General features: G+C 70.5%; 17 protein-coding genes. 9 read left to right on the top strand and 8 right to left on the bottom strand.

Features of this window, described 5'->3' with window-relative positions; translation table 11 throughout:
• The first annotated feature begins 49 nt into the window (after positions 1-49).
• Positions 50-934: an alpha/beta hydrolase gene (locus ABZ939_RS11680; RefSeq protein WP_361852599.1), complete on the top strand. Its 885-nt coding sequence runs from the start codon at positions 50-52 to the stop codon at positions 932-934.
• Between the two features lie 82 nt (positions 935-1,016).
• Here the strand turns inward: ABZ939_RS11680 and ABZ939_RS11685 are convergent, their stop codons facing one another.
• Complete coding sequence (locus tag ABZ939_RS11685) at positions 1,017-1,670, bottom strand: Tat pathway signal sequence domain protein (protein WP_361852074.1); 654 nt, start codon at positions 1,668-1,670, stop codon at positions 1,017-1,019.
• 446 nt (positions 1,671-2,116) lie between these two features.
• On the opposite strand from ABZ939_RS11685, the gene ABZ939_RS11690 reads away from it, so the two are divergent.
• From ABZ939_RS11690 to ABZ939_RS11705, 4 genes are all read left to right on the top strand, one after another.
• Complete coding sequence (locus tag ABZ939_RS11690; protein ID WP_361852077.1) at positions 2,117-2,791, top strand: TetR/AcrR family transcriptional regulator; 675 nt, start codon at positions 2,117-2,119, stop codon at positions 2,789-2,791.
• 199 nt (positions 2,792-2,990) lie between these two features.
• The gene (locus ABZ939_RS11695; protein ID WP_361852080.1) at positions 2,991-3,647 is read left to right on the top strand and encodes a DUF6230 family protein; all 657 of its coding nucleotides are present in this window, start codon (positions 2,991-2,993) and stop codon (positions 3,645-3,647) included.
• A gap of 2 nt (positions 3,648-3,649) precedes the next feature.
• On the top strand, positions 3,650-4,096 hold the full coding sequence (locus tag ABZ939_RS11700) for a DUF6114 domain-containing protein (RefSeq protein WP_361852083.1): 447 nt from the start codon (positions 3,650-3,652) through the stop codon (positions 4,094-4,096).
• Between the two features lie 149 nt (positions 4,097-4,245).
• Complete coding sequence (locus ABZ939_RS11705) at positions 4,246-5,244, top strand: zinc-dependent alcohol dehydrogenase family protein (RefSeq protein WP_361852086.1); 999 nt, start codon at positions 4,246-4,248, stop codon at positions 5,242-5,244.
• A gap of 74 nt (positions 5,245-5,318) precedes the next feature.
• Here the strand turns inward: ABZ939_RS11705 and ABZ939_RS11710 are convergent, their stop codons facing one another.
• Together ABZ939_RS11710 and ABZ939_RS11715 are read right to left on the bottom strand one after the other, a co-directional pair.
• Positions 5,319-5,861, bottom strand: a complete 543-nt coding sequence (locus ABZ939_RS11710; protein ID WP_361852089.1) for a GNAT family protein — start codon at positions 5,859-5,861, stop codon at positions 5,319-5,321.
• Positions 5,862-5,976: 115 nt separating this feature from the next.
• Positions 5,977-6,576 carry a TetR/AcrR family transcriptional regulator gene (locus ABZ939_RS11715; protein ID WP_361852092.1) on the bottom strand — a complete coding sequence of 200 codons (600 nt, stop codon included), beginning with the start codon at positions 6,574-6,576 and terminating at the stop codon, positions 5,977-5,979.
• Between the two features lie 63 nt (positions 6,577-6,639).
• Here ABZ939_RS11715 and ABZ939_RS11720 point away from each other — a divergent pair, with 63 nt between their 5' ends.
• Positions 6,640-7,140 carry an SRPBCC family protein gene (locus ABZ939_RS11720; protein ID WP_361852095.1) on the top strand — a complete coding sequence of 167 codons (501 nt, stop codon included), beginning with the start codon at positions 6,640-6,642 and terminating at the stop codon, positions 7,138-7,140.
• 77 nt (positions 7,141-7,217) lie between these two features.
• Here the strand turns inward: ABZ939_RS11720 and ABZ939_RS11725 are convergent, their stop codons facing one another.
• The 3 genes from ABZ939_RS11725 to ABZ939_RS11735 form a co-directional block, all read right to left on the bottom strand.
• Positions 7,218-8,291: an alpha/beta hydrolase gene (locus ABZ939_RS11725; RefSeq protein ID WP_361852098.1), complete on the bottom strand. Its 1,074-nt coding sequence runs from the start codon at positions 8,289-8,291 to the stop codon at positions 7,218-7,220.
• A gap of 258 nt (positions 8,292-8,549) precedes the next feature.
• Positions 8,550-9,290 carry an SDR family oxidoreductase gene (locus tag ABZ939_RS11730; protein ID WP_361852602.1) on the bottom strand — a complete coding sequence of 247 codons (741 nt, stop codon included), beginning with the start codon at positions 9,288-9,290 and terminating at the stop codon, positions 8,550-8,552.
• Positions 9,291-9,466: 176 nt separating this feature from the next.
• Positions 9,467-10,207 (bottom strand): class I SAM-dependent methyltransferase, encoded by a 741-nt coding sequence (locus ABZ939_RS11735; protein WP_361852101.1) that lies wholly within the window; start codon positions 10,205-10,207, stop codon positions 9,467-9,469.
• Between the two features lie 311 nt (positions 10,208-10,518).
• Between ABZ939_RS11735 and ABZ939_RS11740 the strand changes: the two genes are divergently transcribed.
• Complete coding sequence (locus ABZ939_RS11740) at positions 10,519-11,328, top strand: alpha/beta hydrolase (protein WP_361852103.1); 810 nt, start codon at positions 10,519-10,521, stop codon at positions 11,326-11,328.
• Between the two features lie 141 nt (positions 11,329-11,469).
• On the opposite strand, the gene ABZ939_RS11745 is transcribed toward ABZ939_RS11740, so the two are convergent.
• Positions 11,470-12,000, bottom strand: coding sequence for a GNAT family N-acetyltransferase (locus ABZ939_RS11745; RefSeq protein WP_361852106.1), 531 nt, complete (start codon positions 11,998-12,000; stop codon positions 11,470-11,472).
• 76 nt (positions 12,001-12,076) lie between these two features.
• Here ABZ939_RS11745 and ABZ939_RS11750 point away from each other — a divergent pair, with 76 nt between their 5' ends.
• A complete protein-coding gene (locus tag ABZ939_RS11750; protein ID WP_361852109.1) occupies positions 12,077-12,658 on the top strand; it encodes a GNAT family N-acetyltransferase in 582 nt (193 codons plus the stop codon).
• Between the two features lie 30 nt (positions 12,659-12,688).
• Here ABZ939_RS11750 and ABZ939_RS11755 read toward each other — a convergent pair whose 3' ends face one another.
• Positions 12,689-13,381: a VOC family protein gene (locus ABZ939_RS11755; protein ID WP_361852110.1), complete on the bottom strand. Its 693-nt coding sequence runs from the start codon at positions 13,379-13,381 to the stop codon at positions 12,689-12,691.
• Between the two features lie 161 nt (positions 13,382-13,542).
• Between ABZ939_RS11755 and ABZ939_RS11760 the strand changes: the two genes are divergently transcribed.
• Positions 13,543-14,778 (top strand): SpoIIE family protein phosphatase, encoded by a 1,236-nt coding sequence (locus ABZ939_RS11760; RefSeq protein ID WP_361852113.1) that lies wholly within the window; start codon positions 13,543-13,545, stop codon positions 14,776-14,778.
• Positions 14,779-14,973: the final 195 nt, after the last annotated feature.

Consider the following 14,973-nt stretch of genomic DNA (forward strand, 5'->3'; position numbering starts at 1 on the left):
AAGGTCATGACTCATGACACCCGTTACGTTGAAGGAGAGGGTCATGGTCATGGTCGACGTCGACACCCGCACGCTCGAGGCCGCCGGTGCCACACTGCGCTACGACATCCGGGGCGCCGCGAACGGAGGGGCGGCCGGGCAGGCTCCCTTGTTCATGATCGGCTCGCCCATGGACGCCACCGGATTCGCCACCTTGGCTTCGTATTTCACGGACCGTGTGGTCGTCACGTACGACCCGCGGGGCGTGGGCCGCAGCGCTCGTACCGACGGCGCCACCGAAACGGTCCCCGAGGAGCACGCCGACGACCTGCGTCGCATGATCGAGGCCCTGGGGGCAGGGCGGCCGGTGGACGTGTTCGCGAGCAGCGGTGGCGCGGTCAACGCTCTCGCCCTGGTGGAGCGGCACGGGAATCTCGTGCGGACGCTCGTCGCGCACGAGCCTCCGACCGCGCACGTCCTCCCGGACCGGGAGGCCGCGCTCGCCGTCTGCGCGGACATTCACGCCACGTACCTGCGCGAGGGGATGGGCCCCGCCATGGCGAAGTTCCTCGCGGTGGCGAGCCGCAAGGGCCCCTTCCCGGCGAACTGGGCCGACGAACCCGCCCCCTCGCCGTCCGACTTCGGACTGCCGACCGAGGACGACGGCTCGCGCGACGACCCACTGCTGGGACAGAACATGCGGGGCTGCACGAGCCACCGGCCCGACTTCGCCGCGCTTCGGGCCGCGTCGACACGTATCGTCGTCGCGGCCGGCGAGGAGTCGGAGGGAGAGTTCCCGGCCCGCGCCGCGGCGGAGGTCGCCACCGGTCTCGGCACCGAGCTGACGCTGTTCCCGAGCCACCACGGCGGCTTCCTGGGCGGCGAGTTCGGCCAGCAGGGTGCGCCGGCCGACTTCGCGAAGACCCTCCGAGAGGTGCTGGACAGCACCCGCTGACCGGGTCCCACCCTCATGGGCCGCTCCCCGGGAGCCGTACCGGTCCGGGGAACGGCCCATGCGCCTGCGCGGCCGGTCCGCCTCAGTTCACGAAGACCGGAGCGCCGGCCTGCGTCGTGTCCTGGACGGGACCGTACTTCGCCGAGAAGTAGCCGTTGGCCGGGCAGGTTCCCGGGCCGCTGGCCTTGGTGAACAGTTGGTTCGCGAAGGTGAGCGAGTTGTCGGTGTTGGACGGGGAGGCGGTCAGGCTGCCGGCCCGGTACACACAGGTCGTCACGCCGAGGATGGTGTTGATCTTCAGCGTGGTCTGGATCGGGCCGGTGCTGCCCGCGCTGACCGTGAGCGCGCCGCCGGAGGTGACGGACGTGGTGTACGGGAGGTTGTTGACCGTGATGCTCTGCACCCCGGTCGCCCCCATGATGTTCGTCGTACAACTGCTCAGCGTGTGGGAGTTGAGCGTCTCGGTGGCGGTGCCGGGCGCCGCGGGGTTGCTGGTGACGGTGGCCGAGAAGGCGGAGGCGTTGCAGGTGATGCCGGTGCTGCCGCCCGAGGTGGTGGCGATCCTGGCGGTGGTGCCGGAGGCCAGCGAGGCGGCGACGACGTCACCGACCGCGACGGCGGCGCCGCCCGCGCTGCCCGTGGTCAGCACACTGCCTGCCGCGGTGGCCGAGGACGTGGTCGCCAGGACGGCGGCGACGGCTGCACCGGCGGTGGCTAAGAGGGCTCGATTGTTCATGGTGGGGGTTCCTTTCGTCCAGCGGTGAGGGTGACGGCCCTCGGCCCTGCCCGGAGGGGTGCCGTGACAGCGCCGGGGCGGCTCCCAGCGGCGTCCGCCGCTGGGGGTCGGCGGGCGTGGGTGAAGGGGAGCGAAGGAACGAACGGCGCGGCCGGGCCGCGTGGGGAGCGGCACGGCGCGGTACGCCGATCGACGGGGGTTGCGGCTCGTACGGGGGAAGAGCGGGACGCGACCGCCGCCGGGCCGATCCGGCGCCACGGATCGGCGGAGCGGTGTCGCGGGACGCAGAGGAGCGTGATACACGGAGGAGCGTGAAACGCGGTGCCGTGTGCGGTGGAGACGTTCCGTCCCTCGGAGCCCTCCACCGAAACACATGAGAGGAAAACCCATCAGGGTTGTAAACCTGCCGAGTATGTGACGTCAACAGCCCTGGGGGGATGTGGCCGATGAAGAGCGCTCGCCCGACCGAAGAGGGGCAGATCCTGCCAGGAGCCCGCACGGGCCGCGAACCGGAGCGCTCACTGCGCCCGGGACCACGCCGGCTGACGCCCGAACAGGTCGCGTCCCGGCAGCGAGACCGGCTGCTGGACGGGGTCGCCCGTACCGTCGCGGCCAACGGGTACGGCGGTGCCCGGATCAGCGACATCTGCGCCGCGGCGGGGGTGACCCGGCCGGTGTTCTACGCCCTGTTCAGCGGCAAGGAGGACGCCGTACTGGCCGCGTACCGCGGCGGCACCCAGGTGGTGGTGCGAGCCATGCGGGAGGCGTACGACAAGGCGGGCGGCACCGAGGAATGGCCGTCGGCCGTACGGGCCGGGCTGCGCGTGATGCTCGCGCTGCTGGAGCAGACCCCCGCCTTCGCGAGGATGGTGGTGGAGATCGAGTCGGCGGGGCCGGCCGGGCGCCGCGCGCGGGCCGAACTTCTGGCCGGTTTCCGCCAGTTCTTCGTGGACGCGCCCCCAGCGCCGCCCGGAGTGGACCGGGACGAGCTGGTGGCCACCGTCGTCGGCGCCGTGCACGCGGCGGTGCATCGCGCGGTCGACGAGGGCCGGACCGGCGAGCTCCCGCGGCTGCTGGACATCCTGGTGCATGTCGTCGTGTCGCCGTTCACGCGCCCCTGAAGGCATCACGTTCCCCACCAACACCGGTCTCTCGCACAGTAGTTGACTGGGCAGTAACGACGGGCGTACGGTCCGAACGGTTCCCTGCGGCACGCCGCCTCGGCACGAGTCCGAGGAAGACCCAGGCAGGTTGGGGAACCGTCCGCGCCAGGACATCGCCGCCACAGGTCTGTTTCCTCACTCATGTCAGGAGCACCTCATGGCTCTGTCCGAAGACCCCACCGGCGCCACCTCCTCCTTATCCTCGGACGAAGACTCCGAGCGCCGCGGCCGGGTACGCCTCCGGCGCGCGGCCCTGATGGGCGCACCCGCCTTCGCCCTCGCCGCCGGTCTCGTCGTCCTCACCGCACAAGGCGCGCTCGCCGCCCAGTTCGCCATCTCCGGAATGCCGTTCACCGTGACGGCCGACACCCTGCGGGGCACCGGCTTCGGCCAGTTCGGGGCGCTGGACAACATGCCCGAGGGCAGTCCCAACGCCGGAGACACCGGCGGGCAGGTGCTGGTCATCGTCACGGCCATCCGCGAGGCGGAACTCACCAACCTCTGCCAGAGCGTGGAACTCGGCGGCACCTACCTGCACATCACGGCAGGCAACAAGGGCACGCCGGTCAAGGCGTCGGGCCTGACCACCGACTCCACCGAGATCTCCGGCAAACTCGCCGCGTTCGACAACATCGAGATCGGCGGTGACGCCAGCACCTTCGACAAACCCCCGGTCAAGGGCCCGCTCGGCGTCTTCGGCCAGCAGGCCGACACCGTCACCATCAAGAACGTACGACAGACCAACTACGCCACCACGGCCACCCGGTTCACCCTGCCCGACCTGCACATGAGCTTCAGCTCGAGGGGCTGCTGACCATGGCGTCGGGGACGGATACCAACCTCGACCCGGCCGGCACCGGTGCCGGTCCGCCGGCCCCCGACGGTCGGCACCCCTGGCGGACGTTCCGCCGATGGCGCCACCGCCGGCCCTTCGGAGCGGGTCTCGCCATCGCCCTGGGCGGCGGCGAGATCCTACTCACCCAGCAGGCGAGCATCTCGGTGATCCTGACAGCGGGCGCCGACAGTCTCGTCGGCTACGTACTGCCGGTGATCATGATCGTGTCCGGCGTACTCATCGTCCTCAACCCACGCCAGCGGCTGTTCTATTCGATCGTCGCCGTCCTGGCCTCGCTCGCGACCTGGGTCACCTCGAACCTCGGCGGCTTCTTCATCGGCATGCTCCTGGGACTCGTCGGCAGCTCGCTGGCCTTCGGCTGGCTCCCCGACCAGCCCAGGCGCCGCCGGCGACGCGCGACGGTGTAGCGCCATCGGGCGCACCAGCCCACGCCTGCCGGGCATCTGTCGAATTATCACCACCGTCAAACTTTGACAGTCATCGTACTTTGCGTTTGAGTGGGGTGCGGCGGTACGGCGACGCGCCTCCGCCGTCGTCGATCGGAGGGGGATGCGTGATGGCTGCGACGGTGCGGTTCCATGAGTACGGCGGGCCCGAGGTCCTGCAACTGGAGAGTGTGGAGGTCCGCGAACCCGGCCCCGGTGAGGTGTTGATCCGCGTGGACGCGATCGGCCTCAACCGCGCCGAGGTGCTGTTCCGCAGCGGCCACTACATCGAGCCGGTCAAGGAGTTCCCCGCCCGACTCGGTCTCGAGGCCGCGGGCGTGGTCGAGGCGGTCGGCCCGCAGGTGAAGGGGCTCGAGGTCGGCCGGCCAGTCAGCGTGGTGCCCGCGTTCTCGATGAACGACTACGGCGTCTACGCCGAGCGCGCGATCGTTCCCGCGGCCGCGGTCGTGCACCGCCCCGACGGACTGGGCGCGGTCGAGGGCGCGGCGGTGTGGATGCCGTACGTGACGGCCTACGGAGCGCTGATCGAGGTGGGCGGGATGCGTGCGGGGGACACGGTCGTGCTCACCGCCGCCTCGAGCAGCGTCGGCCTGGCCGCGATCCAGGTCGCGCGGCGCGTCGGCGCCACACCCGTCGCCACCACGCGCAGCCGCGCCAAGAGAGACGCACTGCTGAAGGCGGGGGCGGCGGAGGTGATCGTCACCGACGAGGAGAGCGTCGCCGACCGCGTACTCGCCCTGACCGCGGGCCGGGGCGCCGAGTTCGTCTTCGACGCCGTCGCAGGACCCGGCGTGGTGGACCTGGCGAGGGCGGTCGCCCCCGGCGGCACGCTCTTCCTGTACGGGGCGGTGAGCGGCCGGGAGACCCCCTATCCGGGGTTCGAACTCGGCATGCCCGCGCTGAACATGCGCACGTACACGATGCACGAGACGACCAGGGACCCGGAACGCCTGCGCCGCGCCGAGGCGTTCGTCTCCTCGGGCCTGCGCACGGGCGCCTTCCGCCCCGTCGTGGACCGCACCTTCCCCCTGGACGAGATCGCCGCGGCGCACCAGTACATGGAGGCGAGCGCTCACGTGGGCAAGATCGTCGTCACCGTCGACCACTGACCCGCCCCCGGCTCCTGCCGCGGCCGCGGCCGTGGCTGTGGTCGTAGCAGGAGCCGGCGAGGTAGGACGGCGGTCTAGCTCTTCGAGTCCGGCTTCCATTCCTGGGCGAGGAGCCCGAGCAGCACCTCGTCCATGAACTGGCCCAGCACCCAGGCCGATGAGCGCAGCACGCCCTCGCGGACGAAGCCGTTGCGCTCGGCGGAGCGCAGCATCGCGAAGTTGTCCGACAGTGTCTCGATCTGCAGCCGCTGCAGGCCGCGCACGACGAAACCGTAGTGGCACAACGTCGCGACCACGTCGGTTCCGTAGCCCTTGCCGCGGGCGGACGGCAGCAGTCCAAGGCCGATGTGCGCGGACCGGCTGTGGTTGTCGATGCCCCACAGCGTCGCGGCGCCGACCAGCGTGCCGCCGTCCAGCTCCACCACGGAGAACGGGACGTGCCCCTGCTCCTTGTCGTCCACCACGAGCCGCGAGTCCTTCGAGCCGGGCGTGATCGGCCGCCACGGCCGGCCCTCGGCCCGCGAGGCGTTGACCACGTCGTCGTAGAGCTCTGTACGCAGAATCGGGATGTCGTCCTCGTGCCGGGCCCTGAGCCCGACCTTGCTGCCTCGTAGCATGCGATCTTCCTATCCGACCGGCCTCGCCGACGGCAAACCAATAAGGGGTCGCAGCCGTCCTGGAATGCCTGCGGGCGCGATCGACAGGTCGGCGGGCCGCCGCCTCGATCGGCGGTTACGGGGCGGGCTGTTCGTCGGCCTGGAGGAGGGCGGCGGCGCACTGCTCGGCGAGGTCCTCGGCGTGTGGGGGCAGGGAGTCGCCGGCGCGTAGATGTCGGCGGACCACGGAGAGCGGCAGTTCGACCACGGCGAGGGCGATGCGTTCCCGGTCCTGGGGCCGGGCTGCCCCGAGGGTCGCCGCGAGATCGCCGAGGGAGTCGAAGACGCGGCGGTTGCCCAGGTCCGCGCGCTCCCGGTGCTCCTGGGACCAGTCGCCCCGGCCGAACTCCTCGGCGCCGTAGAGGAGGAGTTGGGCTTCCTGGGGGTGGGCGCGGCTCCATGACACGACGTGCCGCGCGGCCGCGCGTGCGGCCCGATGGGGGTCGCTGTCGCTGTGGAGCGCGTCGAAGTAGCCCTGCTGGAACCGTTCGACGGTACGCAGCCACACCTCGGCGAGCAGGGCCGAACGCCCGGGAAACCGGTGGTACATGGAGCCGCTGGGGGCGCCGATCGCCTGGGCGACGGCGGACATGGTCACGCCACCCGGTCCGGCGGCGCCCAGTCGGACGGCGGCGTCGAGGATCTGGTCGGTGTCGAAGCGGGGTGGTCTCGCCATGAATCAGAGAGTACTCTCCAGATTATTAGAGAGTGGTCTCTAATAATCGTGAGGGGAGGACGCATGGGCGTCTACAACGTGCACGAACGCCTGCTGGCGGCGAAGAAGAGTGAGGTCGGCGCGCTCATCGACACGGTGTCCGCCGGGGCTGCGGACCGGCTCTGGCCGGGCGCGGCCTGGCCGTCGATGGCGCTGGACCGCGGACTGACGGTGGGGTCGGCCGGTGGCCACGGCCCGATCCGCTACACGGTCGCGGCGTACGTGCCCGGCACGTGGGTCCGCTTCACCTTCACCGAGCCGCGCGGATTCCAGGGCTTCCACGAGTTCGCCGTGCTGCCGGTCGACGAGGAGCACACCCTCCTGCGGCACACGCTCGCGATGCGGCCCAGGGGCCTCGCACGCGTGATGTGGCCGCTCGCGTTCCGCTGGCTGCACGACGCGCTGTTGGAGGACAGCCTGGACCGCGCGGAGCTCGAGGTCATGGGCACCATCGCCCGCCGGGCCCGCTGGACCCCGTACGTCCGCTTCCTCCGGGCGCTGATCCAGCTCGCCGACCGCCGCTAGGGGGTGTGTCGTCGATCAGCCCGGATCAGGGAGCGGTGCCGGGCGTCGCGAGCCCGGCGTGATCGGCGAGACACCCCTTAGGGCGTGCGGCGGCGGGCCGGGACCGGATCGTCCTCGTCGGCCACGCTCTTTGCGCCGGCTGGTGTGAGGAGGCGTTTCAGCCAGCGGGTGCGGGCGTCGCGTGCGTCCTGGCTGAGGGCCGCCCGCGGTGCCAGGCTGTCGAAGCCGTGGTAGGCGCCGGGCCATACATGCAGTTCGGCCTGGCCGCCGGCCTGCCAGATCGCGTTCGCGTAGGCCACTCCCTCGTCCCGCAACATGTCCGCCGACCCGACATCGACATAGGCCGGGGGGAGTCCGGAAAGGTCGGTGGCGCGGGCGGGGGCCGCGTAGGGCGGCAGGTCCGCAGCACCGTAGCGGGCGCCGAGGAGGGCCTTCCAGGCCGTGGCGTTCGACGTGAGGTCCCACACGTCGAGGCCGGACATCTGATGACCGGAGAAGGTGCCGGCGCGGTCGTCGAGCATCGGGCACAGCAGCAGTTGCCCCAGTGCCCCGGGACCGCCGCGGTCACGCGCCAGCAGGGCGAGGGCCGCGGCGAGCCCGCCGCCGGCGCTCTTCCCTCCGATGACGATGCGGTCCGCGTCGATGTCCAGTTCGGCCGCGTGCTCGGCCGCCCAGACGAGTCCGGCGTAGCAGTCCTCCAGCGGTCCCGGGTACTGCGTCCGCGGCGCCAGCCGGTACTCGACCGAGACGACGGCCAGTCCCAGCGGCAGCGCCCACTCGCGCAGGATCCGCGGAAGAACGGACCATGCGTTGCCCATGATCATGGCGCCCCCGTGCATGTAGTACAGCAGGGGCACCGGCCCGACGAGCCCGGACGGCCGCGCGCTCACGAGCGTGACGTCCGGTCCGTCCGGCGGTCCCGGCACACGGAACTCCGCCACCTCGAACCGGCCGTCGGCGCGCAGGTCCTCGACCGTCGGCCTGGGCCGGGCCGCGGCATCGCGCGCTTGCCGCGCCTCGAGATTGTCCGGGGTGATCGGTTCCCTCGGCTCCGTACTCAAGGCGTCCAGTACGACGCTCAGTTCGGGGTCGAAGGGGGGTGCAGGCGTCGGTCTGCGGCCGGACTCCGACGGCGGGTGGTGGACGCTCATGCCCCACCCCCCGGTCGGTCGGCGGGACACCGCCCGGCATCCCCGCTGAAGCGGCTCGGCTGCACGCCCGTGCACGCGGGGAACACTCGCCTGAGACCCATACGACGTAGCCAACCACACCGCTGTCCGACACCGCTGCCCGGACGACAAGAGCGACAGCGACGACCTCGAGTTCGCCGTCCGTGCCTGGGCCCTGCTGGGCCTCGGCGGCTCGACGCCGTAGGCCGGGGTATGCGTGGAGGTAGTACTCCGGCCGGCTCAGGTCAGGTTCAGTCCTCCGTCGAACATGATGACCTCGCCGGTGAGGTAACTGCTGGCGATCACCGACGCCACCAGGTCGGCCACGTCGGCGGGCTGAGCCGGGCGGCGCATGGGCGCGCGATCCCGCCACAACTCGTGCGCCTGAACCCAGTCCTTGGTCATCGGCGTGTCCACCAGGCCCGGAGCGACCGCGTTGACCCGCACGTCCGGTCCGAGCGCAGCCGCGAGCAGCCTCGTCACGTGATTCAGCGCGGCCTTGCTCGCTGCGTACGGCACCGACGAGCCCTTGGGCCGCACCCCGGCATGGCTGGTGATGTTCACGATGCTGCCGCCCACGGGGGATCGGCGCAGCGCGGGAAGTGCCGCCGTGCACAGCACCCACGGTGCGATCAGGTTGACCTCAAGCAGCTGCCGCCAGTCCGCCGGCGTCGCCGCGGCCAAGTCGTCGTGCGGGATCGGCCAGCTGATGCCCGCGTTGTTCACCAGCACGTCCAGCCGCCCGAACCGGCCGACTGCCGCCTCGACCAGCCCCCGGGCCTCCTCCTCGACCGCCAGATCCGCCCGAACGTACGCCCCGCCGAGCTCGGCGGCCAGCGCCTCCCCGGCCTCCGTACTGCGCCGCGAGTGCACGACCACCCGTATCCCGTCCGCCGCCAGCCTCCGCGCGATGGCCTCCCCGATGCCCGACGTGGACCCGCTGACCAGGGCGACGGGCCGATCCGCTTGTTCGATCCTCATGCCGATGGATCTTGCCACGGCCTTCGGCGGAGGTGTCTTGGCCATGGCCAACCCCTGCCGTGCCCGGACCGTCTGCCAGTCGTTGCCACCGAGCACCGGCGCGCCCGGCCTCACAGTAGGCGGCCCGGCCCCGGGGTGAATCCGGAGGTCGGGCCGCCGGGATCTCCGGTGGGTGGTCAGGCGCGGCAGCGCAGCATCGTCAGCGGCGGGTTCGCGAGGAGGTCCGCCCAGAAGTCGGCACCGAACGCGCGCACGCCGGCGTCGGACACCTCCAGCGGGACCCAGGTCAGCTCGCTGAATCCGGCCGTCCGCAGACACTTCTCGTAGACCTCGCGGCGCGGGAAGGTGCTGACGAACGAGACCGGCGGGTCGAGCAGCGCGGTGGTCCGGACGCGCAGTCCGGCTTCCACCTCCTCGCCGGTCAGCTCGGTGAGGAAGCCGTACTTGGCCAAGGAAGGCCCGCCGAAGTCGTAGTCGGGCGACATGTTGAACAGGAAGAGCTCGGCGCCGGGCGCCAGGCTCCGGTGCAGGTTGCGGCACATCCGCTCCACGGCGTCGATGTCCTCCGCGTAGTTGAGCAGCTGCACCGCCACGCCGACGTCGAAGCGCTGCTCAAGGGGCCGCAGTTCGGCCGCGTCGCCCACCTCGTAGCGCACGCCCAGCGGCTCGCGCTCCTCCAACGCCTTTGCCACGGCGACCATCTCGCCGGAGATGTCGATTCCGAGCACGTCCGTGGCGCCGCGCCGCTTGAACTCCCTGCTGTAGAAGCCCGTGCCGGAGGCCAGGTCGAGAACCGACTTGCCACGCACGTCCCCGACCATGTTCAGGAAGCTGGGCACCTCGCCGTACTGCACCACCGGCAGGCCCTTGAAGCCCTCGAACGCCTCACCGATCTCGTCGTACTGCTGCACACTCATCGTGGTGCCTCCCCGTTCGTTTCGGCATGTCCTCGGCCACGGACCCCCGTCCCCGGGGCAAGCCGCGGCCTCTGGCTGGCAGTCTCTACGGACACTGACGGACCGTCGTATTGGCAGAAGCCCCAAAGATCCGGACTTCGTCCCGGCCTCCTGTACGAGCGGGCATGCGAGTGCGAGCGGCCGATGGACAGCCTCCGGGCGATCTCCCACTCCCAGCCGCCGGCGAAGGCGCGGGAGCCGAGGAGCGCCCCCCGATTGCTCCCTCTCCTCACTTCTTCCTACGCTGGTAGGGAGAGGTGAGGAGGGCCGCGATGTCCGCCGTCGCCGTGCACAGGGCTGTCCTGGGGGACGGGCGCCCGACGCTTCCGTACGCGGAGGCGGGCCCGCCCGAGGGCAAGCCGATCGTGCTGGTGCACGGCTACGTGGACTCCTGGTGGACGTTCGAACCGATGCTGCGCCGCATGCCCTCCGCCCTGCACGCCTATGCCCCCACCCAGCGTGGCCACGGCGACGCCGACAAGCCGTCCGACGGCTATCTCCCGGAGGACTTCGCCACGGACCTCGTCGCGTTCATGGACAGCGTGGGCATCGACCGCGCGGTGCTGGTCGGCGGATCGAGCGGAGGGGTGCAGGCCCGCATCGTCGCGGGCCGCCGACCGGACCGGGTGGCGGGCCTCGTCCTGCTCGGCGTTCCGGCCGAGCTCTCCGACAAACCGGGTGTCACTGAACTTTGGGATACCGTACGGGAGTTGGAAGACCCGGTGGACCGCGCCTTCGCGAAGGACTTCGCCCGCGGGATGACGGCGGCCCCCATCGGGCGCGGCTTCCTGGAGACCGTCGTCGACGAAAACCTGAAGGCCCCGGCCCGCGTCTGGCGGGAAACCCTGCGCGGCCTGCTGGAAACCGACCTCCGGTCCACGCTGTCGGGCATCCTGGTCCCCACCCTGGTCGTCTGGGGCGACCAGGACACCCTCCTGACCCGCGAGGACCAGCAGACGATCCTCGACACGATCCCCGACTCCCGCCTCCTCGTCTACGAGGGCGCGGGCCATGTCGTGTACTGGGAGGCCCCGGACCGCGTACTCCGCGACCTGGCCGCCTTCACAGCCGACCGCACCTGAAAGACCAAGGCCCCGTCCACCCCATGCGCAGGCCGGGACAGCCCTCATCGCCGCCACGGCCCGGCGCGAGCGGGGACTGTCCGAGCTGGGGAACTTCCCTGCAGAAGAGCAAACGCAGCCGGCGAAGCATCGGCCCGAGCATCACGGCCTCAGCAGTCCGCCTACCCACCAGTCGTGCGGCTTGCCATCGTTGGCGATGCCGCGATTGCGCAGCGTCCCTTCGACGGTGAAGCCGAGTTTCTCGGCGACGGCACGCGAGCCGGTGTTCCCGGCCATGGCCCACCACTCGATGCGGTGCACGTCGAGCGTGGCCCAGCCCCAGTCGCACAGGGCCCGAGAGGCCTCCACCGAGTACCCGCGTCCGCGCTGCTCCTTGACTGCCCAGTAACCGAGCTCCCAGACGCCGCGGCTGATGAGGGTCAGGCAGTACGAGCCGACCAGGGCGCCGGTGTCCTTGCGGAACGCGCCGAGGGTGTAGTCCCTGTCCTCGGCCCACTGAGCGGGCAGCTTCTCGCCGACGAGCTTCTCCGCGTCCGCACGCCGGTACGGCACCGGCACCGGGGTGTAGAACTGGATGTCCTCGTCCTGGCAGGCTTCGTACACCGCATCCACGTCGGCAGGTGTGAAGGCCCGCAGCACCAGACGGTCGGTCTCAAGAGTCACTGGATCCATCGCGGCAGTATGGCCACCATCAACAAGCGGCGACCAGCGAATAAGAGGGCACTGTTCGCTTTGACATGATGCTGCGATGAACGTGATCCCTGCGGTGGTTGCAGCCGGCAGTATGAGTCGGGTCGAACAGCCGGCCTTCCAACTCGTGAACGGCTTTCACCTGCGCTCCTGGCGGCAGGAGGACGCCGAGGTGCTGGTCGACTCCTGCCGCGATCCGGAGATCCAACAATGGAACAGGCCCAGTGACCACTCGTTGGATGAGGCCCGCGCCAGGATCTCCCGGTGGGGCGAACGCTGGCGGAGTGAAGAAGCGGCGATCTGGGCGGTGGCTGCTTCTGCAAGTGCCAAGCCAGTTGGCTTGATCGGACTCGCGGACATCGACCTCAGAGGAGGCAGCGCCGAGCTCCTGTACTGGCTCCTGCCTGAGGGCCGCGGCCACGGAGTGATGGTCGACTCAACCGTCCGCATCAGCCGATGGGCCCTGGAGGACCTCGGACTGCACCGGCTCCGCATCACTCATTCTGTTGCGAATCCGGCGTCTTGCCGGGTGGCGGAGAAGGCGGGATTCCCCCTGGAAGGGACCATGCGGAGTGCACTGCTCCATGCGGACGGATGGCACGACGAGCACCTGCATGCTCGCATCCAAGGCGATCTCTGAATCTGCAAGTCCCGCATCACCACCGTCACTTCACCCGGCCCGGCCCTGCCAGGTGGTCACACAGGCCTCGTTGCCTTCCCTGTCGGCGAGTACCCAGAAGGCCGGAGCGCGTGCGGCGGAGAGGAGTCGGCCACCAGCTGCCAGCGCGGCCTCGATCCGTCGGACCGCCTCGTCGTGCGGAACGCAGATGTCGAAGTGGATGCGATTGCGCCGCGCGCGCGCCAGCTCCATCTGCTGGAACCAGATCGCCGGCCCCTGCCCGACGGGGTCGACGAGGGGATCCTCGGGGCCGTCGGCCCCCGCCTCATCGGCATAGCCGAAGACCGCTCTCCAGAACGGCCGGATCGCGGCGATGTCGAGTGCGTCGATCGCGATCTCCAGGACCTGGACGGACCGCGGTGCCCCCGTGTCGATCTCGGGTTCCGTACTCAGCCCGATCTCATGGACAGCGGCGGAGATCCGATGCGCGAGGTCGACGTCGTCGGTGGTCACCGCCCCGAGGTCCGACGATTGCAAGGTGAGGACGACCCGACGAGGCCGTACGTCGATGAGAAGGTGCTGGTCGGCAGCGTCACCGCATGCCGCGACCGCACGTGCCGCCACCTCGGTCGCCGACGCCAGCGACATGACCGGAACCGACGCGCGTAACGTGCCCAGCAGAAAGCGCCAGCCCAGGCGGCCGATCGCGTCCGAGGCTTCCTTGCCAGTCAGTGTTCCTTCCATGCCTGGCATCCTGGCAGCCTTCCCTGCCCTGTTCATGCTGAATCAGGGATCCGAAACCGTCGTTCCGCGCGGCGCCGATGACGGGCCAAGGGGCGTGGACGCCGCATGCTTCGTAAATTGGAAGGAGCACGTGAGCGGCGGAAGGGACGGGTACGAGGCCTGTGGCATCGCAGATCGACTACGAGGCGTTGTTCGTCGCCACGCCCAGTCCGTATCTGGTGCTGCGGCCCGACCTGGTGATCGTCGACGTCAATGAGGCGTACCTGAGGGCGACCGGGCGGAGCAGGCAGGAGCTTGTCGGGCAGTTCTTGTTCGATGCCTTCCCTGACAATCCGCAGGACCCCGAGGCGGACGGCGTGCGAAACCTGGACGCCTCTCTGCAACGGGTTCTGCGGTCCAGGGAACCGGACACGATGGCGGTGCAGAAGTACGACATCCCTGTGATTTCCCGGCCGGGGGTGTTCGAGGAGCGGTGGTGGTCCCCGATCAACACCCCTGTGCTCGGGCCGGATGGGCAGGTGGCGTGGATCATCCACCGGGTGGAGGACGTGACGGCGTTCATGGTGTCCCGCTCCGCCCGGACGGCGGGTGGGGTACTGGCGGAGCGGGAAGCGATGGAGGCCGAGCTGTACGCGCGGGCGCGGGAGCTGCAGCGGCTGAACGAGGAACTGCGGCAGGCGCATGCCCGGGAACGCGGGGTCGCCGTCACCCTGCAGGAAGCCATGCTGCACTCGCCCGACCTGGACCGCCATCGGGACATCGCGGTGCGCTACCTGCCCGCGGTCGGGTCCCTGAACGTGTGCGGTGACTGGTACGACGTGGTCGACCTGCCCGGCGACTGCTTCGGTGTCGCGGTCGGCGACGTCGTCGGTCACGGCCTGGAGGCCGCCACCGTCATGGGCATGCTCCGCAGCGCACTGAGCGCCGCTGTCAGGGCCCTGCAGGACCCCGCCAAATCCCTGGAGGTCCTGGGTCTGTACGCCCGATCGATCGAAGGGGCACTGGCGACCACAGCCGTCAAGGCAGTGATCGACACGCATCAGCACCAGATCACCTACAGCAGTGCGGGTCACCCCCCGCCGGTCCTGCTGAACCCCGACGGCACGTGCGTCCTGCTGGACCAGGCGACCGACCCGCCCCTGGGCGCCCGCCCCCAGCACGTCCCGCGCCCGCAGGCCGCACTGTCCTACACACCTGGTGACACCCTGGTGCTCTACACCGACGGGATCATCGAGCGCCGAGGCGAGGACATCGACGCGGGCCTGCACCGGCTGACCGACGGCCTGGCCCGCCATGCCCGACTCAGCCCCGACCGCCTCGCCGATGCTCTACTGTCCAGCCTCGGCGTGGCCGGCGGCGCCCACGACGACATCGCCTTGATCGTCGTACGTCTGTGAACCCGCCGCACAGTGGCGAGGTCGCTGACCGGGCCGCCCGCTTGGCCCTCCGCCGCGACGGCGGTTGCCCCTTCAGTGGAATCGCGGGCGTGTTCGAATTCTATGTATGCCCACGGCCTCGACCTACGCTCTCCGCCCTTCGGCTTCATGCTCCGGGAGCTCGCGTCGGGCTGCCCCGAGGGAACGGAATTGCCT

The sequence above is a fragment of the Streptomyces sp. NPDC046712 genome, from assembly GCF_040645695.1.
Lineage (GTDB): Bacteria > Actinomycetota > Actinomycetes > Streptomycetales > Streptomycetaceae > Streptomyces.